We start from the raw sequence: 24,827 nt of genomic DNA, 5'->3' as shown, positions 1-24,827 counted from the left end.
GTGGCCATACCCCAAGAACAATTAGGAGAGCTTGTAGGGGTATCAAGGCAAGCAATTAATGCTATTGAAAAAGAGAAGTTCGAACCTTCAATATGGTTGGCTTATGACATTTCTCAAATATTCCATTGTTCTATAGAGGAGGTTTTTATTTTTGAAGAAAGTAAAAGAAAATCAAGAGCACAGAGAAGTAGAGGTGTAATTTAAATGGCAATAAGACAAATTAGACTTTTTGATGATGAAATATTAAGAAAAAAGAGCAAAGTAGTTAAAGTAGTAGATGATAGAATAAGACAAATACTAGATGATATGGCTGATACTATGTATAATACAGAAAATGGTGGAGGATTAGCAGCTCCGCAAATAGGTATATTAAAGAGATTGGTTGTAATAGATATGGGACAGGGACTTATAAAGTTAGTTAATCCAAGTATAATTAGGCAGGAAGGAAATCAGAAAGTCATAGAAGGATGTTTAAGTATTCCCAATACATTTGGCAAGTTAAAAAGGCCTGAAAAAGTAACGGTGCAAGCATTAAATGAAAATGGTGAGGAAATTACATTGACAGGAACAGGTGATTTAGCGAAATGTTTTTGTCATGAAATAGATCATTTAGAAGGTATCCTTTTTACTGATTTAGTTACTGAATATATATAGAAATATCAATGTATTAAGTTTAAAATTGTTATAAGGGTATTAATCATAAGAATGCTATGTAAACCCAAATAAGCAAAGCAGTAGCCAATCAAAGCTACTGCTTTTTGTTGCACAAACATACAATAAGTACAAAACTATGCTATATTATGGTAAAATGTATAAAAAGATTTAAAGTACATAATTGAAATATAAAGAGAAGAACGTTTATTTCAGGTGGTGATTAGATAAAATGACTGATAAGGAAATAGAGTTTAAACTAAAAAAGTTCAAGAAAAAAGTACTGTCTTTAGTTGAACAAAAAAATATGTTTTCTATTATGAATAATACAAATATGGATACAAAAAATTATAGAATACAGTAATTATATGGGAGAAAATCATATGTATTTAAAAAATAAACAATCAAAAATATATTTATTTACAAATTTATTAGCAATGTGTGGAATAATTATGTATATTATATATTATTTTACTAATGCTTATACTTTAATTGAACTTAAACTATCTGATATAGTATTAATAATTTTTGGATTATATAAGATATTGATGGGGATAAAAAGAGTGATTCTTCGAAAAAATAAGAGAGGTTACTTCGACTGTTTAATTGGAATAGTTTGTTTGGCAGTATTTATAAAGTATGTATTGTAAATTAAAGAAGAAGTAAAATATGTTTTTGAGATATAATAGTTTTAGAAAAGATTAAATATTAATATTAATTTCAATATAAACATTAAAACAGTAGCTAACCAAAGCTACTGTTTTTTCTTGTAAAACCATACAATAAGTATTAAATAAATATTATATTATGATAATATATATATATGGTAATAAATGTAAAAGTATAAAAAACGTAAAATCTGAAGTTGTAAACTTTGACGTCTGACATTATAGATATAATAATTTTAGTTAGGGGGAATAAATAGTGTTTATTTACAAAACATTAGAAAGTACAAGTATGGAAAAATTACATAAAACCTTTTTGGAAGCATTTTCAGATTATCAAGTAAAAGTAGATATTTCTCTTTTAAAGCTTCAACAAATGCTTCAAAGAAGAGGTTATGTTCCAAGAGCTTCAATAGGGGCATTTAAAGATGATGAATTAATTGGATTTTTTTTAACTGGAATTAGAAAATGGAATGGAAAATTAACTGCATATGATACAGGAACAGCTGTTATACAAACCTATAGGAAGCAAGGAGTAACAAGTAATATGTTTCTAAATACTAAACAATTACTTGAAAAAATGGAAGTAGAACAATGGTTACTTGAAGTAATTCAATCAAATATCTCTGCACTTCAGCTCTATAAAAAACAAGAATTTCAAATTTTAAGAGAGTTTGAATGCTTTAATTTAGATAAAAATAAGTATAATAAGGTAACAACATATAAAGTTGAACATATTAATAGTATTAATAAAAGTGACTGGATGGAATTAATGAAGTTTTGGGATTTTAAACCATCTTGGCAAAATTCTATTGATTCAATCAACAGTGTATCAGATACATTCATATATTCTATTATAAAGATTAATGATAGTATTGTCGGTTATGGAATTATTGGTAAAAAAACAGGAGATATTCCACAAATAGCAGTAGATAAAAATTATAGAGGTAGAGGGATTGGAAGAAGCATCCTTACGGACTTAATAAATAGTACAGAATCATATAATATTAGTGTTAAAAATGCAGATAGCCAATGTATTTCTATGAAGGATTTCTTACTGAATTTAGGATTTAAGAATAATATTAGACAATATGAAATGGCTTTAAAATTATAATTTCAAAATCTAACAGTGAAAATTTACTTGGAATATATGCTAAATTATAATAATGAAATTACATACTACATTAATTACATGTTTCTAGGTATAATACAAACCAGGAAAACAGTAGCCAATCAAAGCTACTGTTTTTTCTAGCATAAATATACGATAAGTATGAAAATATTCTATATTGGGATAAAATGAATCTGGGAACAAATAAAATAATTAAAGGATCAATTAGATAAAATTAGAAATATAAAATAAAGATACATTTGTAATATTAAGGAGAGATGGATTTTGAAAAAATTAGAAGAAGCAATCGAATTAAGGAAAGAAGGAAAATTAAAAGAATCAAATGAAATTTTAATAAATCTTGCAAAAGACTATCCCGACAATTCAGTAGTTAACTATCAATGTGCTTGGAGTTTTGATGTTCTGGGATTGGAAAAAGAAGCAGTTCCTTATTATGAAAAAGCTATTTCAATTGGTTTATCAGAAAAGGATTTGCAAGGTGCTTTTTTAGGGTTGGGAAGCACATATAGAACATTGGGACAGTATCAAAAATCAAAAGAAGTATTTGAAAAAGGATTAAATAAATTTACAGAGGATAGAGCTATGAAAGTTTTCTATGCTATGACACTATATAATCTAAATGAACATTCAAAAGCAATGGAAATTCTTCTGACTAATTTAGCTCAAACATCTTCAGATAAAAACATAAAAACTTATAAAAGAGCAATAGAATTTTATTCTGATAGACTAGATGAAATATGGTAAACTAAATAAAAAATACTCTTAAGCCAACCAAAGCTACTATTTTTAATTGCACAAATATAAAAAAGTGTTAATGAATTAGAAAAATGTATTAAAGAAGGTATTAGAGTATATAAAGTAAGGGGGATAGTATTTTGTACTTGATAAAATGTTATTTAGTTCACACCTACTATAGATTATTTTTTGTTTTCGTTATATAATTTTCACAAATTAATCTAAATAGGTGTTTATTAATGAAGAAGGGGAAAATAATGAATGAATATATAGATGATACACTAGTTATTGGAAAGTATATTAAAGAAATTGAGGAAGGAAAATATGGAAGTTCCCATAATCTATTTCAAGATGTAGTAAAAGGAAGTAATCTCGGAGAATATTCACAACATGTATATAATTGGGCTTTTAATCATGAGTGTGATAGTGTTAGAAGTAATCTTTCTATAGCGTGGGCATTTCATTGTTTTAAAAATGGTGATTTTGATGCTATCAATAATATGATTAATATGGGTTGTAAATTTCGTAGAACGGTTTTAGTTGCGTTAGAATATGTTTGGAGTCCAATATATTTTTCTGATGAGATGGAAAAAATACTTCTTCAGTGTTTAGAAGATGAGTCATTAGATGTTAGGCAAAAAAGTGCATTTGTATTAAATCGAATTGGAGAAAAAAACTATGATTTATCTCCTTATATAGAGTTATTGGAGAAGCATCTTTATGATCATGAAAAACCAAGATGGGGAGCAACTGTATCTAAATTAGTTGCGAGTGCACTTTATTTATCAGCATTAAATGATAAAACAGGAAAAAGAGCTATAGATATTTTGAAGGAGCATGTAAGAGATGAAGATAAAAAAACTTCTAGAGTATGTACTGCAGCTTATGTGAATTATCTTGTAGATATAAAAGATTTTAAAAGTGTTGATGAACTTATTTCTTGTAAGTCAAAATATATACGAATGGGAGTAGCAGAAGGATTGAAGTATGTAATATATGATATAAAAGTTGATATTGATTTATCGGCTATTGAGCAGAATTTAAAATGTACTGATGACGCAAAAATTAGTACATGCAATGATGTAATAACAGCAAAGTATTGGGTGGAGAAATTTGACTTTTCGCCAATTAGAGAAAGACTAATTCTTCTGTTAAAAGATAGAGTTCAAGATGTTAGATGTATTGCAGTTGAGGCGCTGCGTGAAGCGGCTTATAAGAAGCATCAAGATATATTGTCAGCAACGCCATTATTAATTGAACTTTTAAGTTCAAAGAATCCTAAAATTCTTCAGCAAGCTTCTTCAGCTCTTTGGAGAAGTTTTCATGATATGGATAAAGAGTTACTTGAAAAGGCAGTCAATGCACTTGAACTACTTTTACAAAACAAAAATAGGAATGTACGTAATGATGCTAACAGTGCTCTTAATAGAGCGTATAGATGTAGAAAAATAGAAGGATAAAAACAATAAATAGATAAAAATTTTATTTAATCATGAATAAAAAATATAGAAGCGGTTAATTAGGTAATATTGATATTGATGTGAAAGTCAATATATATAACAATAGAACTGATTTACATAAAAATGAATACAGTAGAATAAAATGGATAGTTGAAGTTTTATTTAAAACTATAATAAGATTTTTTTATAGTGCTTTGAGTAAAACACAAAGGCGATTTCTGTATAGAGGTTGCCTTTTTATATTCAAAAATTATATATTTTAAATTATGGAATAATGATAATCTAAATATCTTAAGTGCATCTAATTTTGAATTAGGTGCTTTTTTGTATGTGTTTTTAAAAGCCAAATCAAAGTTTGCTGATTGGATAAAAAATAGGATTGAAAGATATGATTTTATTGAAAATGAGGACTATATCGGTTTCTAATTTCTTAGAAAGTGGTGGAAGTAGGTTAGATTACATATTTAAGCTTGATGCTGCTAAAGAGATTGCCATGGTAGAAAACAATACTCAAGGAAAGCTAGTTAGAAGATAAACGAGTTTAAATAAGATTTTAGCAAAACTAGTACATTGAAAACTGAATAATACGGTGTTTAGAAATAAAAATAGATATACAGTAATAAGGCTTATATAAAAGGCTTAATGAGTCACAGATGCTATAATATCTTCATATTTTATTAGAAAAGAAATGAGATTGAAGGTGTGAAATGAAAAAAAAATTTGCAACAGCTCTAAACTGTATTGATGGTAGGTTTCAAATTCCTGTAATTAAGTGGTTGAAAGAAAACTTTGATGTGGATTATGTAGATTTAATTACAGAACCTGGAATGGATAAGGTACTATCTCAAGGACACTGGCGTGAAATGCAAAGGTTAAGAGAGAAAGTTATGGTTTCGATAACAGCTCATAAATCTAATGTAGTTGCTGTAGTAGGACATTATGATTGTGCTGCAAATCCTGTTAGTGACTGTAAACATTTTCAGCATATAGTAGCATCAACATATACAGTAAAATCATGGGGACTTCCAGTTATAGTAGTTGGTCTATGGGTCGATGAATTTGGGTGTGTACATGTTGTTTGTATGTAAATTTCAATTATCTATGTTGTGTATCAAATGATTAATTAAAACACCGTATTATTCAGAAATGGATTTTTCGGTGTTTTTATTAGTTGAACTATTTGATTTATAACAATGCATCAAATATAAGTTAACTATACTTATTAAAAGAAGATAAGAGATACAATATGAGAGATCTCTTATCTTAGAGTATTAAGATGAATATTATTTTTCATTTGGATTATTAAAAGATTTTTTATTAGTTGAAGTGGCGTTATTTATAGTTTTACTGTCAACACTAGATTTTAGATCTGATTGATAATAAGTTACAGCTGTATTTGCTTGATCTTGTGTTAGTTTATTAGATTTTTGAATTTTATCATTCATGTCAAATACCTCCTTTAGACTTTAGTATTAATTTAACCAACTTATAGTGTATATAACTAAGGAATTAAATGATATTAATAGAAAAATTTCCAAAGATTAAAGTCGTAGCATTACAACTAGAAGTTAAGTATGACAAGTTTAAAATAAAGTTAAAATGGGGTGGGATTTTGAGAGATACAAGCTATAAAAAGAATTATAAGATGGCCAATAAAGGGAAAGTTATATAAGATTATCTATCTCATTTTTTCTTTTTTCAGTTTCTTCAATATCAACTCTAATATCTAAAACATCGCCTTCTTTATACAAAACTACCAAGTTTATTGCATGTGTTACATAATCATATAAAAAACACAAAAATATACCATGATATGATAAACTGTATCGGTAACTATCTAAACATGTAAGGAGGAAGTGGAATGATAAAAAGATTAAAACGTAATAGTAGTTATATAATTGTAGGTGCTATAGGGGGAATTATATTTCTAATTTTAGATGAGGGATTTGGGATTGATAAAGCAATATTAAATAATATATTTATATTTTTAGTTATAATAGGTTCAATGTTCACAATCTTTAGAAGTATTAAGAGATCTAAGTATGTTGTATCTTTGCTTAATGATCAATACAATGTAAATTTATTTCTTGAAGAAATTGAAAAAGATATAAATAAAACATTGAATGACAAAAATAAAAAAATGCTTTTAATAAATAAATCGTGTGGGTTAAACTATAAAGGAGATTTTGAACAGAGTGTTGAAATATTGAAATCTATTGATATAAAAGGCATTAATAAAGTTTTTAAGAAATCATATTATAATAACTTTCTTTATAATTTGTTAATGCTTGATAGAATAGATGAAGCTAAAGAAATGTTTGCTAATCACATTGATGATATTGAAGTAGAAACAAAATATAAGATGTTAGATATATCTACAAATCATACTTTGGCAGCATATGAATTCTATATTGGGAATTTAAAAAAAAGTAGAGAAATGTTTGAAAGATTACTTGAAAAAGATCATTCGGAAATAAACGAAGTTTCTACATTTTATTTCTTAGGACTTATGGATTTAAAAGAAAAAAAATTAGAAGAAGGGAGGCAGAAGCTTAAAAAATCAGCTGAATTTGGAAATTATTATTTCATATCTAAAATGGCGAAGGATTTACTTTCTAAATATTAGACAAATAAATTTAGTAGCAATAATAAAAAGAGCAGATTTTCTGCTCTTTTATTATTGTAGTGGATGATATCTCTTACAAGCACCATAATCATGTGCTTTAGCATCAGATCACTTAATCTATTAATCATCGAATCTATAAACAAGTTCACCTTTAGTGTTATATAACTCTGCAGGATCGCTTTTGCTATTGTTCCAAGTCCCTTTACTATCAAGCCAATGAAATTCTACATCTGAGTTTTTAGCAGAGTCCCCAACCTTTACAGATGAATTTGAATCTAAAGTGAATTTGGGAAATGTAAAAGACTGATTACCTGTTACAGATATAATCTTCCACCCCGTAAGATCCACTGACTTACTTGCTAAATTTGTAATTACAATATATTCAGCTTTTTTATCTAGAGCAGTAATCATTAGATCTTTACTAATATTATTTGTTTGTTCCTTAGTTGATACATTTGTTTCTAACTTTGCATTGACTTTATCTGGATTTACATTGTCAAATTCATCATTTACAACATGTCCATTAATTGTGTATGTGTAACTATAATGACTTGGAATCTGAGTATTTGTATTTGGGTAAGTTATAACAGCAACAAAATCTGTACAACCACCAGCATCTCTGATAGCTTTTTCCATATAAGCCTGATCACCATGTCTGTTAAGTGTGCTTTCTTGCGGTGTTATATTATATGCATTTGAAACACCACCAAGAGAATCAGCTATAACGTGGCCTTCATCCAAAGTTGGACTTTCTACTCCAGGTACTTTTGCTTCATCACGATAATATCTTCCAGTTGATAGAACAGGCTCAGTAGATTCATCCTGTAAAGTGATTTTCCTAGCTATTACTTTAACCAATTGATTATGCTCATTCGTATAAGCATAATATTCTCTATCGCCATATCCTATATCTACAACAACGTTAGGTTCTCTATGACCAGATTGATTTCCACCATCAACCTCAATTAATTTATTCTCTTTTATATTTGGTTGAGTGGTTTGATTATCACTTGTAGTTTCTTCGTTTTCATTAGATGAAGCTTTTGCTTGTTGTATTTCTGCCTTAGCTTTTTCAAACTCATTTGAAGATACTTCAGATTCTGTAGATTTACAAGCTGTAAATAATAGCATTAGTAGAAAACAGAGTATTATAGACGATATTTTGTTGAGTTTTTTCAATATGATACCTCCTTCTTATATTAATATCCTAATTATATCACTATTTTATAAAAAATCTTGCAGGATATATTAAATTTCTACATAATAAGGCAGAAAAATATGAAGAAAAAACAAGAAAATTATGGGAACGTAGTATATATTGTGCATTATAGAAATTGTTATAAGGGGTGATTTTTTGAAATTATTGAGAGGCAGTTTTATGGTATTGTTGTTACTTTTGTAATATATTATTTATAGTAGCTGAAAAAATGTAAGTGAAGTTTAAAATATAATACAAAAAAATAATAACTTACAAACACAGATAATATTAATAAATTAATTAGGATCCTAATTTGAAATTAACAAAAAGTTGGAGGAAACTATCAAGAAATATTGATATTACTAAGACTTCAACTGATTCCAATGAGGGGGTTATAGCTGTATACATAGATAGATCATACTTTAGATAAATATGCAGTAATTATATATGAATTTGGTCATGCATTGTCTTTAGCAAATTGTGACGAAGATACAAATTCAAGGAATAATGCAATTATGGAAATTCATTATAATGGAGATAATGCCTGGGTAACAGAAATAGATGAATATCATTTTGAGTATAAATAGGATTAAGAAGGAGGGAATAAAAATATGCTAAGTAAAAAAAAAATAATAGCTATATCGTTAAGCTTATGTTTATCTTTATCGTCATTTTTAATATATAAACATAATCATATTAATGTTATAAAACAAGATGCACTTATGGCAAGTATAAACAGTTTTGATGAGCTTTACAAAGATTCTGATGCGGTAATACTTGTAAAAGCAAAAGGTAATAAGGAAAATGTTGTTAATGGAGAGGATTGGGACCAAACGGGATATACTTTAAGTGAAGTTGAAATAGTAAAAGTTTTGAAAAACAATGACAATCACCCAATCAATAATAATGAAAATATTAATATTATTGAGCCTTACTATATAGAACAAGGAGGTATTTTTGAAGGTGAAAATAAGCTTATATATGAGGATTATACAGAATTGAAAGAAGATTGTCTGTACATATTAACTTTAGGTTGGTACGATGAGGGCAAAGCATATGCAACAAATGGTGTAAGTCAAGCTAAATATAATATAGATGGTAAAGATACAGAAGAACTAAAAACATTTAATATTAGTACATCAAAACGTAAAAAACGTTCTTTAGATTCCCAAGAGCCTCAGAATCATATGCAAGAATTAAGACAACAAGTTTTAGAAAAATTTGATAAAGAGATTCAAGAAGCTGTTGAAAATAATTAAATATTATTGAAGTTTATGAAAAGTCACGAACCATATAGTGTAGACAAGTAGCCAGTTTGCACTATGGGGTTCGTGGTGCTTTTATATAATAATTGGTTGTTTTGATATTTATAAAACAGGAACAATGACTCTTTTTTAATACAAAGAAACAAAACAAACACAAAATACATAAAGCAACTAGAATGAGGTAGTGATATGGTAAGGGCAAAAAGTCTAAACAGGGATAAAGCTAAAGAAGTATATCTTAATTCTAAAGGATCAGTAAAGTTAAAATATATAGCAGAAGAATTAGGAGTTAAAGATTCTTAGATTATAAAATGGAAAAGACAAGATAAATGGGATGGTCAAATAAAAGGATTGTTATTAAAAGTAACGTTACTAATAAAAAGGAGCAGAAAAAGGAAGTATTTTTCATTTTTTATGTACTGCAGCTATACAAGAACTTGAATAATAAAAAATATTTGAAGCATCCAAGAGGGGGTTTTTTATATGCTTTTGTATTAGAAGACATACTTAAAAAATAATTTAATAAAAGTTTATAATTATAAAAATACATAAATTATTTACAGGAAATATTTAAATGCTATAAAAATACACCGTATGTTATTGAGTTTGATATAAATTAAAAAAATTAGAAAACCAAAGCTACTGTTTTTAATTGCACAAATATACAATAACTATGAAGATGTGCTACATTATGGTAAAGTATAATTAATATTAACCCCAACGACTATATAGGAGGCTATTAATGAGAAAAGATAGAACAATGTGTCCTTGCTGTGGCAACTATACATTCTCAATAGGAACTGAAAAAAATGTTTATCTCTGTGGATCTATTTGCCCTGTTTGTTATTGGGAAATTGATCCATTTGTTTCAGATGATGAGGAACCTAGTGATTCAAACCATGGTCTATCTCTGAAACAGGCAAAAGAAAACTATAAAACTTTTGGTGCTTGCATAGAACGTCTAGTACAATATGTACGTAAAGCAAATGATAATGAAAAGTAAACTTTTCTTAGACAAAATATAAACATAGAAGGAGTAGAACAAATGGAGATACATAACCATAATTTAAATATTCATTATAGTTTACCAGATGAAATTTGGAATGAAATTTCAAATTTATATTCTCAAATGCCAGGTTGGATAAATTACATTGATGGCATTCCATATTGGTTTGGAACAGAGGAAACAGAAAAATTCATTTGTGCATCTGTTGAGCCTAGTGGATTACAATTTTATGCAAAAATGCTTAATGAAGAGTGGGAATCTTGGTTTAATTTATTCAAAGAAAAAGCTACTGATTTATTAGGTTTTGAAGTCGGTGAACCTGAAGATGGTTTTAAGTTTATATTTTAATATATAACTTCTTTCATTATTAAGTTAGTAGTATACATATTTAATATTTTAAAAGTTTATTGAGGTAAGGGCGGAACTAAAAATGATAGAATTTAAAAAAAATTTTACTAATCAATTAAAGTTATTAGAAAACATAAGGCATAAAGATATATTTGAAAATAGGGATATAAAATATTCTAAATGGGGAGTTTCTATTGAAAATATAAATATTATTGTGTTTGGAGATGAAAATTTACCAAACTGTGAATATATAGACATGGCAGATAAAATATTAAAAGATTTAGATAAATATAAGAAATTAGCAATAGATAGATGTAAGATCTGGTTAGGATACGATGATTTACAAGAGTGCATTAGTATGGAGTTTGGACAAATATATTATAGTGATATAAGAGTTTGGGAAAATTGCTTTAGTTTAACTTTTTCAAGAGTGAGAGATATAGATTCAGAGTGGAATTATACTGTTAAATTTAAGGATAATGGTTGGCCAATTGGAATAGAGGTTTGGTCTATAAAGCGTTATGATGAATTAGAAAAAAGTCATTATTTTATAGATTTTAATGAAGATGTTGAAGATGATATAAATATAGAATGTAACAATAAAAAACTTCAAGAGGATTTAATGAAGTTTTTTAAAGAACATATAAAGATAGAGGCAGAGTATGATATAGATGAAACTATATGTAGTTGCTATTGTGGAACTAAGAAAACTGATGGTTGTTTTTATGCAACAGGAATCTGTCAAAATACAGGTGATATTATTAAGGATGTATATTCAAATTATACAGTTAAATATGTGAATGACAATAGATTTATACCTATAGGTATTGAATTCTGGATCAGCTAATTTTAGATATAAACTAAGGTATTGTAAATATTTTCTATTATCAAAACAGTAGCCAACCAAAGCTACTGTTTTATAGTGCACAAAAATACAATAAGTATGAACTGTTGTTATATTATGGTAATATATACATGGAAATAAATAAAAACTATATGAAAAGATATAAGATAAGCAATAGTAAGAAATTGCGAAATAAAGATAATTTATTTTGAAAGAAGTGATGTAAGATGAAGAAAAAATATTTAATCATTAAATTAATTGCTTTTATTTTTTGTATTATTAGCATTAATAGTTATATTACTAACTATAATAACTCAAACATTAAGAATTACCTTAATACTGGAACAATAATAGATGAATATGCCAAAGATTTTATGCCTAATCTTGATGATTTACCTGAATATAAGAATATTTCATACAAATATACTGACAATTCATGGTATATACGTGAATCTTATTCAGTTGTTCTTGTTGTAGAGTATGACGACAGAACATATGAAAGTGAAAAAAATAAATTGTCGGAAAAATATCTTTTTTTGCAAAAGAATACAGATAGAATGATACCTGAACCTGAGTTTTCAATAAATAGTTACAATTTCAAGGTCGTAGGTGAAAATGGAAAAGGAAATACAATGTTTGGAAGAACTTTTGGCATGATTGGAACATCTGAAAAGAAGAAAAGTATAGCTTATTTATATTTTTGCGATTTAGATATAGATGTTTCGTATCCTTTAACTACTCTTGTTAAGGAACATTTTAAATATGATTTTTAACCTTGTATTTTTAAGAGTATATAAATTAAATTATCAATATTATTTTAAATAAACTTAGTAGGAGGTTTTCTATGCTAACTAATATCATACATATAGTAGGTGCATCTGGTTCTGGCACAACAACACTTGGCAAGGCAATTGAACATAGGTATGGCTATACTCATTTGGATGTTGATGATTACTATTGGCTTCCAACCGATCCTCCATTTATAACTCCTAGAAAGCTAAATCAACGAGTGAAGTTACTAGAAGAAGATATAAAAAAATATAAGAAATGTGTAATAACAGGTTCGTTATGTGGATGGGGAGATTGTTTTATTTCAAAATTTGATTTAATAATTCGTGTAGTTACACCTACTAAAATTCGTATAAAGCGACTGAGACAAAGAGAACTTCAGAGGTTTGGGAATCGTATTTTACCTAATGGTGATATGTTTAATAAACATATGGAATTTATACAATGGGCTAGAAAATATGATACAGGAGATACCTCTATGAGAAGTAAAAAATTACATGATGAGTGGATAAAATCAATTTTGTGTAAGCAAATTGTAATTGATGGAACTATATCTACTGATATAGTAATTTCTAAAATTGATGAGTTATTTGTCAAATGAGGGAAATTTAGTTGTGTTATCATCTAAAAATATAATAAGTTTCCAATTGTAAGATATTATGGTATAAAAATTATTTATATAATTATAGATGGTGGATTGATGAAGGTAGTAAGAAAGGCAATAGATACTAAAAAGTATATAGATGTAGCAAATAAAATAATTGAAAATATATTATAGTAGATAAAAATCTACTTATCTTAAGTTTTAATGATATGTATTTTTATCAAAATACTAAAAAGAGGGAATCTTATGTATAAAAAGAAACTTTACAAATCAATAAAAGATAGACGTATATCAGGTGTATGTGGTGGTATAGCTGAATATTTTGAGATGGACCCTACAATAGTTAGACTATTATGGATGCTGTTTATTCTTCTTGGAGGATGTGGCGTTATTGGCTACATTATTTGTGCAATAGTAATTCCCGGTCAAACAGATATTTATTAAAGAAGTCTTATAGACTTCTTTTTTTACTCTATATGAAATTATAATATTTTTGCTTTGTAGATAAAATATTCTACTCTAAAAACTTTTCCATTTCCTTATTAGCCATCATACATTCAGTTTTTATCTGCATATTTTTATAATCCTGAAGTTCTTTAAGCATTTCTTTTTTCTCATCTAAAGATAAATATTCCAAGTGATTTTCAAGATTGCTTTCTAACTGATTAATTGAGCTTCCGAATGATTTTAATAGTATTTGAAATTGCTCATTCTCAAACATAAAAATACCTCCATGGTTTAGTTTATATTTGGATTATATCCATTAACAGAAAAGAATATAATAAAAATTTATATGTTTAAAGAACTAATGTTCTTATATGATTTAAAATAGAGAGAGGAATATGTAGGAATAAAAATTAATGAAATACATAAGGCGTTTGAAGAAGACATTAGTCAACTAAAGCTACTGTTTTTTCTTGCGTAAATATACAGAAAGTATAAAATTGTGCAGTGTAATATACACTTAGAAAGAGAGTCTATTATATTCGAAGTTATCGTTTAGATATCTTTGGGCGTACGCTTAGAAAATTAGGATATTGACATATATAGATTATCGATATACACTAATATTAACAATAAATGTAAAATAATCCAAAGTATTGAAAGGATGATAAGAATGTCAGATTATAACAGCTTATATTCTGGAGATATGACTATACTTATCTTAAAATTACTTCAAAGTAAGGATATGTATGGTTACGAAATGATATCAACTTTACAGATTAATTCAAACAATATGTTTCAATTTAAGGCAGGTACATTATACCCTTTGCTACACAGTTTAGTAAAACAAAAGCATTTAAATTGTTATGAGAGAAAAGTTAATGGAAAAGTTCGTAAATATTATTCTTTAACATCACAAGGGGAAAAATTATTACAGGATAAAACTTATATATGGCAAAAATATGTTAAAACTATGGCATCTGTTCTAGAAATAGAGGTGTATTAATATGAAAACAGATGAGTATTTACATCTTTTAAGCAAAACTATTTCTAATAGAAAAAAGAGAAATGAAATTTGTATGGAAATAAAAGATCATATTATTGACCAAAAAGAAGCCTATATTAAAATGGGATATTCTAAGGATGATGCTGAAGAAGCTGCTATTAAAGATATGGGAGATCCAAAGGTTGCAGGTGAAATGCTAGATTATGTACATCCTCCAAATATTGATTGGATTCAAGTTATTGCATTAATCACAATAACTCTAACCTTGCAACTAGCAAAAAAGCTATTAGAGCTAAATGGATCAGATTTTTTAGCTATAGCACCAATTGATATTTTAAGAATCCTAGGTGTATTTTTAACAGTCTATGCTATAATATGGATGGGTGTTGAAAAATATTCAGACCTTCCATTCTTTTATGGAAGAAGTCAAAGTGGAGGGTCAAATGCCAATGGGGTATTTATTTGTTCATTAGGAATTGTAATGATGTCTCACTCTTTTATACAGACTATAATTCTTATATGTGTTTTTGCTCCAATAATAATCATTGAACTATCTATTATTGAATTCAGAAGAATAAAAAAAGAGCAAAAGTTTCTTTGGCAACATGGAATAGCTACTGAAAATTTCGATTATAAGGGTAAAGGGCTATTTAACGATGATATAAAGACAGTTTACTGTGAAGATGGATTGATAAAAAATGGGGATCCTCTTATCATAGTTCGCATAGATGGATTTGATCTAATTGTTAAAAAAGTAGAACTTGTATAATAAATATTTAATAATTTATTTTATTTAGGAGTAGTTAAACGGAAGCTATAACCACAAGCAAGCTAAATACTTATCTATTGTCAATATGTAGTTTTAAGATGAATTATAGTGCTCCTATTTGTATTTTTAGGGTAGCAATTAATATCACAATCACCTTGGCCAAAATAATAATAAACTTCAACTGTATTTTCATCTAACCATTTTAAATGATAATTTTTGTCTGAAAAAGGTCTATATCCATCATCTGTATTTATTCTAGAATTTAAATTTTTTACAAATATAGATGATTTTTCTTTGCTGTAAAAATTAGACCAACCACCTAATAGAAAAGAATCTTCTTCAACAATTAACATATATTCATTATTTGGTGAATTGAAATAAAAATATTTTCTCTCATCCATATAAATAATAAAGCTATAAAAAAATATTAATATTATTAATATTAAAATCATAATTACTTTAATAACTGATTTATTAGAATTCACAAATAAAGATATTAATAATAATGTTATAGAAGATAAAAATAATATAGAGTAAATATTATGCATAGTTTCAAATTTTCCAATAACGATTATAGCATGATTGTGTTTTTGTATTTCGTTAATTAATTTTAAAATAATTAATGGTATAACAGAAGTAATTAAGAGGACTTTTTGTAATTTTGAATTGAAAAAATTGATAATTAAAAAATTAAAAATTTTATTGATTAAAGTCATATTTCTCCTTTCTGTTTTAATTAAGTTTGTTTTAGTAAATTATACCATAAAATCAACTGCAATTTCTATTCTGCTGCTACTAAACCTTCTGTATATATTCTAAAAAGTTTGAATGTTCATAAACATAAACAGCTAAAACTAGTAGTCAACTAAAGCTACTAGTTTTTCTTGTATAAATAAAATATAAAATTAGGATATATTATGGTAGAATATATATGGAAAAAAATAGAAAAAAATAATGGCTTACATTATGCAAAGTCATTTGTATGTTAAAATTATAAAAAATTTTGATATATATATTAAAACAGTATAAAGGAGGAAATATAATGTTCAAAGTAGAAGAACGTAGAATAGCTTCAAATTTAGATACTAATTTTTTAAAGATCATTGCAATCATTGCAATGACATTTGATCATACTGGTAAAATCCTTTTCCCTGATGTTTTATATTTTCAAATTATAGGAAGGATTGCTTTTCCTATTTTTGCATATTGTATTGTGGTTGGATGCTTGTATACACATGATATCAAAAAATATATTTTGAGATTATTTATATTTGCATTAATTTCTCAGCCTATTTATGCTTTAGCAAATCATCCTACCTGGAATGGTTTTGTAGAAAATATATTTATTTGGAATATATTTTTTACACTTATAATTGGACTATCAGTAGTTTATGGATTAAAAGATAGGAAATGGTGGATATCTGTTTTGGGTTTGCTGGTTGTTGGATTATTTAATTTCGATTATGGTATAGATGGTGTTATTTTAATGATAGTGTTTTTTCTATGTAGAAATAATCCTATTATATCTGCAACTATTATAGGGGTATTACTCTCTATACCATTTTTCTTGGGTAATGACTTGATGATTTTAGGTGTATCTATAGGTAAACAAGGATTTGCAATTTTAAGTTTGCCTTTTATCTACATAAACACTAATCTTAATCCTAGAGTTAATAAGTATGTGTTTTATGCATTTTACCCAGTACACTTACTAGTGCTTTATTTTATACAAATTTTTATTTATTAATTATTGTAAGTTTGAGCAGTGCAAGTCACTGTCTAATTAAACATAAAGTATAAATTGAAAATTATCGACAACATTACAAGTTTAAAAACTTCTGAATCATAATCAGGAGGGGTTTTATATATACGTAAAAAACTAATAGTAGTCAAACTACATAAACACAAACAACTAAAACAGTAGCCAATCAAAGCTACTGTTTTGGTTGTTGAACCACCTTCTAAATTAATGAATATGTTTTTTCATAATACTACTTCTCAAACATTCTAAAAACGTAGTTATATATTTTTCCTTTGCTTCTTTAGTTAATTCTCCATATTTTTCTTCTAATAAAAGTAAATTAAAGTCTAACTTACCAACAAGGTCTTCATGAACTTGCTCCAAGTCAATTAACTTTTCATAGGTGTTGCTTTGTAAATGTTTCTCAGCATATTTTACCCCTTCTTCCTCCATATTTTTGTATATAGATTGCAATTCTGTTTTTTGTTTATTTTCTTCAATATTTTTGTTTATAGTTGTTTTTTTACTTTGTGTTACTTTTTTATGTTGTGTCTGAATTTTTTTTCTGGCATTTATTTGTTCAGCACTTAATTTCTCACCTGTTCTAGTTCTTTTAACCCCTGCAAATTTATTCTTTATATTTTCTATATATTCTTCTACTTCTTGAATTGTCAAATCTTCTACAGCATCTTTGAATCGGAAATAATCTAACAGTTCAACTGGTGTAATCTCGTCATTCATGATTTCTCTTTCAAGTTTAGTCATTTTCATTCTAATCTCTCCTTTTTATGTATTTTAAATTTTATTATATTAGTATGTTCAGAGAATTTATTATTATATTAGAAGGTTGTTCTCAGTTCTAACAAAATATTTCTATTGAAAATTCTTAAATCAAAAGACTAATCTCTTTTTTACACTTAACTATAATCTTTTTCTTTTGTTTATCTGATAAATCATATTTAGAAAGTATGTATTTACTTTTACTTTCTTAAACTAATATACTAAAAATTTCAGTGAAAATATAATCGATCACAAATATACAATAAGTATGAAAATGTGCTATGTTATGGTAAAATATACCTTAATATTATATAAGATCTAATATTTAGTACTGAGAAAAGAAGAACTGTTCATAATATAATTTATGAAAAATCTATCTTTAACAATTTGGATAAGTACAGCAATAGTAAAAATTTTAAGGAGTGTAGATAATGAAGAAAATATTATTAATATCAATATGTGTTATGCTACTTTTTACAGGTGTAATATATGCAAAGGATATTAGCGAAATAAGCTTAAATGGTGAAGTTATGACATTTCCTGTTGAGCCAATTAACGAAAAAGGAACAACGCTTGTTCCTATAAGGAGCATTTTTGAAGCATTAGGAGCAACGGTAGTATGGAATAGCGAAGATAAATCTGTATCTGCTATAAAAGGTAATATTAATGTGTGGTTGCAGCTAGATAGCTCTATAGCAAAGATTAACGATGAAGAAATCACTTTAGCAGTTGCCCCTAGAGTTGTAAATGGAACGACTTTAGTTCCTATAAGGTTTGTTACTGAAACATTTGGTGGAAATGTAGAGTGGGATGCTGAAAATAAAAGAATTATCATAACAACATCTGAAATTAAAAAAATGACCTGGCCTGTACCGAGTTGTAATAGGATAAGTGCCTATTTTGGAAGATTATATTATGAACCAAGAATAAAGGGTAAAAAAATATATTCAGGTATAGCTATACCAGCTAAAGAAGGAAGTGAAATTGTTGCTTCATCAGACGGTAAGGTAATGATATCTGAAGAAGTTGGAGGATATGGTAATGTAGTCTTTATTGATCATGGAGAAGGAATTGTTACAATATATGCACACTGTAGTGAACTGCTTGTAGAAGAAGGTAGCCAAGTAAAAGAAGGAGATAAAATAGCAAAAACAGGATCTTGTCTACATTTTGAAGTTAGAGTACATGGGAAGTATGTGGATCCACAAAAATATGTAAAACCAATTGAAAAAAGTATAAACGAAGAATATAGCTTAAAAATAGAAGATACAAAAGAAAAATTAAATTTATTATGTCAACAAATAAGTAGTGAGTCAAATTCAGAAAATATTGAACAAGTATTAACTAACTTTAGAAAAAGTATTGAAGATAAATCAATAGATGCGATATATTTTGCAAAAGAAACAGGAGGAATATATCTAGAACCATATAATGAATTACCAGATGATTATGATGCTAGAGAAAGAACTTGGTATATAAATACTAAAAAAGACGGAAATTATATTTCAGATACATATACAGATATTATTAGTGGTAATAAAATTATTACTATAACAAAAGGTATTTATAAAAATGGAAAATTCATAGGTGTGGTTGGATTAGATATGGTTTTAGAATTTGGCGAATGATATTTGAATCCTTTATTATTGTAGAGGATGACATCTCTTGCTAGATCCATTTATCCTTGATAACACAATACTAAGATGGATAAGAAAATGAACTATAACAAAATATGTTAAGAAATAAAATCTAAGTTAAATTAAAACTCCCACCAAAGATGCCCTCTTTAATTGGTGGGAATAGAGAGAAAAAAAGCATGTACTTGATGGGGAGCATAACCTCCCCAAAAATTAAAGTTTTAAGAAAGAAACGTATTTAAATTATGGACGAGTTTTATAAATTTTATACAAGAGTTAAACAATGGATGAACTTACAAAAAAGCATCAGAACTAAAATAATAATTTTAATGGTGACTTTAAAAATTCGTTATTTATAGTGAAGCATATTACTAAAAAATTAATGGGCGTAATTGCTGAAAATTAAATCGTGGAATAAAAGGAATAATATACCTTCATGTAGAATTATGTATAAAGAAGGGAGTGGGGGAAAATGGAAAAGTGTACAATCGATACAATTACTGATGTATTAGAGGATGTAGCTAATAAACTTAGAAAATTATCTTATGATGATAATGAGCTAGATTCTATTATTAAGAAATTAGAGAACACTGCTAAAAACTTAGGAAAAGCTGAAGAGTGATTGGAAGGAATAGATGATATATAGTATACTACATCAAATAAGAAGAAAATAGCATAAGAGCCACAGGCTCTTTTTTTATGCAAAAGGACAAATTAAATATCATTTGCTGTATTTTTAGGACCATTATTTTCATAGAAAATATAATTTCTAATTCCATGCTTTATAATATCTTTTTTGAAGAGTTTTTTCGTTTATTAAATTATGTGAAATCTTAATTTATTACTTTCAATAATAGTATAAATTAAAAAAATATCTATAAATAGCAATATAAATATTATTAGAAAAAAGTAATTTATATGTTTAAAGAACTAATGTTCTGGTATAATTAAAAATAGAGGTGAGGATATATGGGGATAAAAATTAATGAAATAAATAAGGAGTCTGAAGAAATTACAGAGAAAGATTTAAAAGTAATGCTTATTGCTGAAAAGTTTCTAAGAGAAAATGGGTTTTCTCTGATGAAGGAATTTGAGGACACAGTTAGTAAAATAGCTTGTATAAATAATAGATAGAATTTAAAAATACATATATAAATGAAAATACACTACCTATATTATAGGTAGTGTATTTTTTGATGTTGATATAAAGATTCTTTGCACAGAAAAGATTTATATCACAAAGAGTATAATTAGACAAAAAAACTCAAAAACCTTTAAATTATTTTGAAATTTTACAAAAGATTAACAAATATAGATACACCAATGGATTTTAGGATATCTAAAAAAATTGGTTGTGATATTAATAGTGATTACAGCCAGATTAGGTACTTTGGCGGCTATGATAATAATTTTATATTAAATGATAACTCTCATGATGTCGCTACTTTATATTCGGATATAACAGGAATAACCATGAAATTATATACTACAGAACCATGTGTACAATTATATACAGGAAATTCAATTAAAGAGCATAGAGGTAAAGGGCATTGTGTTTATAATAAATACTCTGGATTATGTTTGGAAACTCAAAATTTTCCAAATAGCATTAATGTAGATAGTTTTCCATCCAGTATATTATATAAAAATAGATACTATAGATCTCAAACTATTTATTCTTTTGAAATTATGAAGTAAAAAAGTTAGATTATAAATTTCTATGATTCAAATTTACGTTGAGTAAATATCACTATAAGATTACAGTTTTATAGTATACAAAACAATAAATATAATAAAGTACTAAATTTCAGGCATAAACCTATAAATGTGTATTTAATTTATATCTTTATGGTTTATGTCTTTTTGTTGTTTAAGATATTACGTATTTATACAAAATATACTATATTAGGATGAAATATGGTAAAATATACTATAAATAATGTTGAGGAAAGGAGTTTTTTATGATATATGACTCGAGGATAGTAGATATTCATTATGATACTATGGTTAATAGCATACCTATTTTATTAATGAATGAAGCTCCAGGACCTAGAGAAGCAGAAAGTGGTATTCCTCTTTTTGGTCATCAGGGAAGCAATTTGTACAGAACATTATTAAATTTTAATATAAATTGGGTAGCAAATTTTAATAATAATCAAAGTTTTACTTGGCCTATTAAATTAAGAGATGAATATAAAAAATTAACTTTAAAAAATGAGACTAATTTAATCCTTAAAGATGATTTTTTAAATCTAAGAAAAAAATATATAGCTTGTACTAATTCTTATCCCAGATGGCCTAAATCTTCACCTGATTCAACTGACTTTGTAGATCCAAATAAAAGGGATGTAATTTCCAATGATAATTTAGAGAGAATACGAAATGAAATACAATTAGTTCAACCTAGAATTTTATTGATTTGTGGAGAATTTGCATACTTAGCTTGTACAGGTAATGTGCTTCAAAACCCAGCTCAGTTAGAATTTCAGGAAATTATTGAAAATGATAAAGATCAAATTGAGCTTAGATTACAATACAAATTTGAATTGATTATATATATGGGTCATACAAGAAGGTGGAATTTTAATAGAACTAAACTTTTAAGTACTTTTAATGAAATAAAAAACCACTTAGATTGGTAGGAGTCTCAAAATATTAATAATAAAATTTATAAATTAGTAAGTGTAAGAATAGAATATATCAATCATAGAAAACTACATAAACATATAAACAACTAAAACAGTAGCCAACCAAAGCTACTGTTTTATATTGCACAGATATACAATCAGTATTAAGATATTCTATATTATAGTAAAACAAATATGATTGTACACATAAAAAAATTTAGGTTTAGTATATTAAAAATTTACATTTGATAATGGAATATTAGGAATAAAAAAAGATGGTACATTGTGGTCTTGGGGGAAAAATGATAATAATCAACTTGGAGTAGAAGTTATAAAAAACAACTATATTGAAAAAGAATTGGATGAATGATAAAATATCATGGGTCAATTAAGTTTATAGATATATGAAGATAGGACAATGGAGGAAATTGGATATGAAAAAATTGGCTGTATTTTTAGGGGCGAGTGTAGCATTGGCTATACTAACTATCATGTGTTTTCCTGAAATCTTAATTCTTCTAGTTCCTTGGGGAGAAAGTGATCATATACACATAAAAACAACTACAGGGGAACATTTTTATTTTGACGGAAGTATAGAGATGACTTTTCCAGATCCAAGCGGATATAAATATTCTATATATGAAATGAAAAATAGGAAGAAAACATTAATAAAATCTGGTGAATCATCTTTAGAGCCAGAATTTTATATTTATGAAGAGTATTTTAGTGTGGAGAATGATGTTGTATCTACTATGTATACATATCAAAATAAAAATTATACAATGCATCAAATTGAAAACTTTATTTTGTATAAAGAGGATAAAGCGAAAAAGTATAAATATGTATCAAGAGAAGAATTGATAGATGCTCACAAAAAAGATACTTTTTTGTATGAACCCATAAAAGCACGATATAAAAAGTATGAGGAGGATGACGATTTAAAGTTTCTGATGGAAATGGAAAAAAGAAAAGAACTTAAGGCTGTATCGTAGAAGGCAAGTTTAAGTAAAATTGTAGCTAACTAAAAATTAATTGAAACACCGTATTATTCAGAAATGGATTTTACGGTGTTTTTTTATTTAAAGCAGTTGAATAATTAATAAAATCACTAAAGAAGCGCTTGAAGATGAAAATAAGCAACGATTTATATAATGGATAGTATCGAATATTTAAGTAAATATAGCAAATAATAATTAAAAACTTTCTTGGAGGAATATGTGATGAATAAAGAAGTTATTTCTGATAAGCAAGCAATATCTCTTATCATCTTGTTCATAGGAGGAAGCACTTTTTTATTTGGAATAGGAGTAGAAGCACAACAAGATGCATGGCTAGCTATTTTATTATCAATTCTAAGTGTATTTCCTTTATTGATGCTGTATTCTAGGATACTTTCGATTCATAGAGGAAGAGATTTATTTGACATTTTAGAACTGGCATTTGGTAAGTTCTTCGGGAAAATTATTAGTTTGTTATATGTCTGGTTTACTATTCATTTAGGAACATTGGTTTTAACAGATTTTGGTGACTTTCCTACTATTACTTCAATAACTGCAACTCCAAAAATTGTGCTTATGATATGTATTATCTTTTTATGCTCTTGGATAACTAAGGAAGGTATAGAGGTACTAGGTAGATGGGGAGAAGTTAGTGTCTGGGTAGTTATAGTATCATCAATTGTTTTTGTATCATTATTAATTCCGAATTATAGTATTAATAATATGGAACCAATACTATACAATGGTGTCAAACCTGTTATACAAGGAGCGTTTGGAGTATTTTCGTTTCCGTTTGCTGAGACAGTTGTGTTTTGTTTTATTTTTTCATCATTAAAACATAAAAAATCATCGTATAGAGTTTATGCAATAGGATTAATCAATGGAGGGGTCTTAGTACTTATAACTACATTATCATCAATATTAGCTATAGGAGTAGATTCATATGCATCATTTTATTTTCCTGCATATAAGGCTGTTAGTAGAATAGATATTGGGTATTTTTTGCAAAGGATGGAAGTTCTTATATCTATAGTTTTTTTTATGGGTGGATTTATCAAAATAAGTATATGTTTATTAGGTGCATGTAAAGGAGTTGCAAAAGTATTTGAACTGGATGATTATAGATTTATAATAACTCCTATTACATTATTAATGCTGAATTTATCCTGTTTAATGCATGAAAATATTAAAGATTTAGGGGAATGGACTGCTGCAATATGGAGATATTATTCTTTTCCTTTTGAGGTAATTATACCTATTGTTATATGGATTCTGATCGAAATAAAAAATAAACCAATAAAAACGTAATTATATTAAGACAGTAAGTTATATAGACGAAGGTGACATGTTTAAGCTCCAACCAGATGCTATTTTTTATCTCTAACTATTTTTTTAAAACAATAATAATTTTAATATTTATATACATAGTATGAAAAAAGTAATTAAGAACTAAGAAGTTAAGTTGTTTACAAAAGAAGAAAATATCAAAGGCCATTCTCTTA

At 26.9% G+C, this 24,827-nt stretch carries 35 protein-coding genes; 30 read left to right on the top strand and 5 right to left on the bottom strand.

Translation table 11 applies throughout. The features are described from left to right. The 10 genes from P4S50_RS09800 to P4S50_RS09760 all read left to right on the top strand — a co-directional run bounded on the left by P4S50_RS09800 (position 1) and on the right by P4S50_RS09760 (position 5,731). The gene (locus tag P4S50_RS09800) at positions 1 to 204 is read left to right on the top strand and encodes a helix-turn-helix transcriptional regulator (RefSeq protein WP_331489565.1); all 204 of its coding nucleotides are present in this window, start codon (positions 1 to 3) and stop codon (positions 202 to 204) included. Beyond that, entirely contained in the window at positions 205 to 654 is a 450-nt protein-coding gene (gene def / locus P4S50_RS09795; RefSeq protein WP_277730603.1) for a peptide deformylase, read from the top strand. It abuts the gene before it with no gap. Between the two features lie 229 nt (positions 655 to 883). Beyond that, a complete protein-coding gene (locus tag P4S50_RS09790; protein WP_277730602.1) occupies positions 884 to 1,015 on the top strand; it encodes a hypothetical protein in 132 nt (43 codons plus the stop codon). Positions 1,016 to 1,034: 19 nt separating this feature from the next. Beyond that, positions 1,035 to 1,301, top strand: coding sequence for a hypothetical protein (locus P4S50_RS09785; protein ID WP_277730601.1), 267 nt, complete (start codon positions 1,035 to 1,037; stop codon positions 1,299 to 1,301). A gap of 274 nt (positions 1,302 to 1,575) precedes the next feature. Then, positions 1,576 to 2,430, top strand: coding sequence for a GNAT family N-acetyltransferase (locus tag P4S50_RS09780; protein WP_277730600.1), 855 nt, complete (start codon positions 1,576 to 1,578; stop codon positions 2,428 to 2,430). A 282-nt stretch (positions 2,431 to 2,712) separates the two neighbouring features. Further along, the gene (locus tag P4S50_RS09775) at positions 2,713 to 3,192 is read left to right on the top strand and encodes a tetratricopeptide repeat protein (protein ID WP_277730599.1); all 480 of its coding nucleotides are present in this window, start codon (positions 2,713 to 2,715) and stop codon (positions 3,190 to 3,192) included. Between the two features lie 248 nt (positions 3,193 to 3,440). Continuing rightward, positions 3,441 to 4,643 (top strand): HEAT repeat domain-containing protein, encoded by a 1,203-nt coding sequence (locus P4S50_RS09770; RefSeq protein WP_277730598.1) that lies wholly within the window; start codon positions 3,441 to 3,443, stop codon positions 4,641 to 4,643. A gap of 330 nt (positions 4,644 to 4,973) precedes the next feature. Next, positions 4,974 to 5,069 carry an antA/AntB antirepressor family protein gene (locus P4S50_RS20270; RefSeq protein ID WP_416390122.1) on the top strand — a complete coding sequence of 32 codons (96 nt, stop codon included), beginning with the start codon at positions 4,974 to 4,976 and terminating at the stop codon, positions 5,067 to 5,069. Next, positions 5,032 to 5,178 carry an antA/AntB antirepressor family protein gene (locus P4S50_RS09765; RefSeq protein ID WP_277730597.1) on the top strand — a complete coding sequence of 49 codons (147 nt, stop codon included), beginning with the start codon at positions 5,032 to 5,034 and terminating at the stop codon, positions 5,176 to 5,178. Before P4S50_RS20270 ends, P4S50_RS09765 begins: the two co-directional genes overlap by 38 nt. Positions 5,179 to 5,350: 172 nt before the next feature. Then, positions 5,351 to 5,731: a carbonic anhydrase gene (locus P4S50_RS09760; RefSeq protein WP_277730596.1), complete on the top strand. Its 381-nt coding sequence runs from the start codon at positions 5,351 to 5,353 to the stop codon at positions 5,729 to 5,731. Positions 5,732 to 5,926: 195 nt separating this feature from the next. Here P4S50_RS09760 and P4S50_RS09755 read toward each other — a convergent pair whose 3' ends face one another. Beyond that, positions 5,927 to 6,088 (bottom strand): hypothetical protein, encoded by a 162-nt coding sequence (locus P4S50_RS09755; protein WP_277730595.1) that lies wholly within the window; start codon positions 6,086 to 6,088, stop codon positions 5,927 to 5,929. A 416-nt stretch (positions 6,089 to 6,504) separates the two neighbouring features. On the opposite strand from P4S50_RS09755, the gene P4S50_RS09750 reads away from it, so the two are divergent. Then, positions 6,505 to 7,269: a hypothetical protein gene (locus P4S50_RS09750; protein ID WP_277730594.1), complete on the top strand. Its 765-nt coding sequence runs from the start codon at positions 6,505 to 6,507 to the stop codon at positions 7,267 to 7,269. Between the two features lie 120 nt (positions 7,270 to 7,389). Here P4S50_RS09750 and P4S50_RS09745 read toward each other — a convergent pair whose 3' ends face one another. Beyond that, positions 7,390 to 8,448 (bottom strand): lamin tail domain-containing protein, encoded by a 1,059-nt coding sequence (locus P4S50_RS09745; protein WP_277730592.1) that lies wholly within the window; start codon positions 8,446 to 8,448, stop codon positions 7,390 to 7,392. 630 nt (positions 8,449 to 9,078) lie between these two features. Between P4S50_RS09745 and P4S50_RS09740 the strand changes: the two genes are divergently transcribed. The 8 genes from P4S50_RS09740 to P4S50_RS09705 all read left to right on the top strand — a co-directional run bounded on the left by P4S50_RS09740 (position 9,079) and on the right by P4S50_RS09705 (position 13,767). Then, a complete protein-coding gene (locus P4S50_RS09740) occupies positions 9,079 to 9,726 on the top strand; it encodes a hypothetical protein (protein WP_277730591.1) in 648 nt (215 codons plus the stop codon). Between the two features lie 195 nt (positions 9,727 to 9,921). Next, positions 9,922 to 10,035: a phage terminase small subunit-related protein gene (locus P4S50_RS09735; protein ID WP_277730590.1), complete on the top strand. Its 114-nt coding sequence runs from the start codon at positions 9,922 to 9,924 to the stop codon at positions 10,033 to 10,035. A gap of 439 nt (positions 10,036 to 10,474) precedes the next feature. Further along, positions 10,475 to 10,735, top strand: coding sequence for a CPCC family cysteine-rich protein (locus P4S50_RS09730; RefSeq protein ID WP_277730589.1), 261 nt, complete (start codon positions 10,475 to 10,477; stop codon positions 10,733 to 10,735). Between the two features lie 42 nt (positions 10,736 to 10,777). Beyond that, positions 10,778 to 11,086, top strand: coding sequence for a hypothetical protein (locus P4S50_RS09725; protein ID WP_277730588.1), 309 nt, complete (start codon positions 10,778 to 10,780; stop codon positions 11,084 to 11,086). A gap of 82 nt (positions 11,087 to 11,168) precedes the next feature. Further along, a complete protein-coding gene (locus tag P4S50_RS09720; RefSeq protein ID WP_277730587.1) occupies positions 11,169 to 11,933 on the top strand; it encodes a BAR domain-containing protein in 765 nt (254 codons plus the stop codon). A 224-nt stretch (positions 11,934 to 12,157) separates the two neighbouring features. Beyond that, complete coding sequence (locus P4S50_RS09715) at positions 12,158 to 12,703, top strand: hypothetical protein (RefSeq protein ID WP_277730586.1); 546 nt, start codon at positions 12,158 to 12,160, stop codon at positions 12,701 to 12,703. Between the two features lie 71 nt (positions 12,704 to 12,774). Next, a complete protein-coding gene (locus P4S50_RS09710) occupies positions 12,775 to 13,320 on the top strand; it encodes a P-loop NTPase family protein (RefSeq protein WP_277730585.1) in 546 nt (181 codons plus the stop codon). A gap of 249 nt (positions 13,321 to 13,569) precedes the next feature. Further along, complete coding sequence (locus P4S50_RS09705; protein WP_277730584.1) at positions 13,570 to 13,767, top strand: PspC domain-containing protein; 198 nt, start codon at positions 13,570 to 13,572, stop codon at positions 13,765 to 13,767. Between the two features lie 70 nt (positions 13,768 to 13,837). On the opposite strand, the gene P4S50_RS09700 is transcribed toward P4S50_RS09705, so the two are convergent. Next, on the bottom strand, positions 13,838 to 14,044 hold the full coding sequence (locus P4S50_RS09700) for a hypothetical protein (RefSeq protein WP_277730583.1): 207 nt from the start codon (positions 14,042 to 14,044) through the stop codon (positions 13,838 to 13,840). A 396-nt stretch (positions 14,045 to 14,440) separates the two neighbouring features. On the opposite strand from P4S50_RS09700, the gene P4S50_RS09695 reads away from it, so the two are divergent. Together P4S50_RS09695 and P4S50_RS09690 are read left to right on the top strand one after the other, a co-directional pair. Beyond that, entirely contained in the window at positions 14,441 to 14,773 is a 333-nt protein-coding gene (locus P4S50_RS09695) for a PadR family transcriptional regulator (protein WP_277730582.1), read from the top strand. A 1-nt stretch (position 14,774) separates the two neighbouring features. Further along, positions 14,775 to 15,542 (top strand): NfeD family protein, encoded by a 768-nt coding sequence (locus tag P4S50_RS09690; RefSeq protein WP_277730581.1) that lies wholly within the window; start codon positions 14,775 to 14,777, stop codon positions 15,540 to 15,542. Between the two features lie 80 nt (positions 15,543 to 15,622). Here P4S50_RS09690 and P4S50_RS09685 read toward each other — a convergent pair whose 3' ends face one another. Beyond that, entirely contained in the window at positions 15,623 to 16,090 is a 468-nt protein-coding gene (locus P4S50_RS09685) for a hypothetical protein (RefSeq protein WP_277730580.1), read from the bottom strand. Between the two features lie 494 nt (positions 16,091 to 16,584). Between P4S50_RS09685 and P4S50_RS09680 the strand changes: the two genes are divergently transcribed. Beyond that, positions 16,585 to 17,289: a TraX family protein gene (locus tag P4S50_RS09680; protein ID WP_277730579.1), complete on the top strand. Its 705-nt coding sequence runs from the start codon at positions 16,585 to 16,587 to the stop codon at positions 17,287 to 17,289. A 219-nt stretch (positions 17,290 to 17,508) separates the two neighbouring features. Here P4S50_RS09680 and P4S50_RS09675 read toward each other — a convergent pair whose 3' ends face one another. Next, positions 17,509 to 18,054, bottom strand: coding sequence for a hypothetical protein (locus P4S50_RS09675; protein ID WP_277730578.1), 546 nt, complete (start codon positions 18,052 to 18,054; stop codon positions 17,509 to 17,511). A gap of 440 nt (positions 18,055 to 18,494) precedes the next feature. Between P4S50_RS09675 and P4S50_RS09670 the strand changes: the two genes are divergently transcribed. The 8 genes from P4S50_RS09670 (at position 18,495) to P4S50_RS09640 (ending at position 24,633) form a co-directional block, all read left to right on the top strand. Then, positions 18,495 to 19,691 (top strand): stalk domain-containing protein, encoded by a 1,197-nt coding sequence (locus P4S50_RS09670; RefSeq protein ID WP_277730577.1) that lies wholly within the window; start codon positions 18,495 to 18,497, stop codon positions 19,689 to 19,691. Between the two features lie 481 nt (positions 19,692 to 20,172). Further along, on the top strand, positions 20,173 to 20,322 hold the full coding sequence (locus P4S50_RS09665) for a hypothetical protein (protein WP_277730576.1): 150 nt from the start codon (positions 20,173 to 20,175) through the stop codon (positions 20,320 to 20,322). A 347-nt stretch (positions 20,323 to 20,669) separates the two neighbouring features. Then, entirely contained in the window at positions 20,670 to 20,834 is a 165-nt protein-coding gene (locus P4S50_RS09660) for a hypothetical protein (RefSeq protein WP_277730575.1), read from the top strand. A 189-nt stretch (positions 20,835 to 21,023) separates the two neighbouring features. Then, complete coding sequence (locus tag P4S50_RS09655) at positions 21,024 to 21,398, top strand: aldose epimerase family protein (protein ID WP_277730574.1); 375 nt, start codon at positions 21,024 to 21,026, stop codon at positions 21,396 to 21,398. 263 nt (positions 21,399 to 21,661) lie between these two features. Continuing rightward, on the top strand, positions 21,662 to 22,342 hold the full coding sequence (locus P4S50_RS09650) for a uracil-DNA glycosylase family protein (RefSeq protein WP_277730573.1): 681 nt from the start codon (positions 21,662 to 21,664) through the stop codon (positions 22,340 to 22,342). A gap of 241 nt (positions 22,343 to 22,583) precedes the next feature. Next, the gene (locus P4S50_RS20265; RefSeq protein ID WP_416390158.1) at positions 22,584 to 22,697 is read left to right on the top strand and encodes a hypothetical protein; all 114 of its coding nucleotides are present in this window, start codon (positions 22,584 to 22,586) and stop codon (positions 22,695 to 22,697) included. 64 nt (positions 22,698 to 22,761) lie between these two features. After that, positions 22,762 to 23,319 carry a hypothetical protein gene (locus P4S50_RS09645; RefSeq protein ID WP_277730572.1) on the top strand — a complete coding sequence of 186 codons (558 nt, stop codon included), beginning with the start codon at positions 22,762 to 22,764 and terminating at the stop codon, positions 23,317 to 23,319. 228 nt (positions 23,320 to 23,547) lie between these two features. Beyond that, the gene (locus P4S50_RS09640; RefSeq protein ID WP_277730571.1) at positions 23,548 to 24,633 is read left to right on the top strand and encodes a GerAB/ArcD/ProY family transporter; all 1,086 of its coding nucleotides are present in this window, start codon (positions 23,548 to 23,550) and stop codon (positions 24,631 to 24,633) included. The last annotated feature ends 194 nt before the right edge of the window (positions 24,634 to 24,827 follow it).

Origin of the sequence: Tepidibacter hydrothermalis (assembly GCF_029542625.1) — a bacterium.
Taxonomy (GTDB): Bacteria; Bacillota; Clostridia; order Peptostreptococcales; family Peptostreptococcaceae; genus Tepidibacter_A; species Tepidibacter_A hydrothermalis.
Note: the sequence above shows the minus strand (reverse complement) of the source record. Positions and strands in the feature narration are given on the sequence as shown.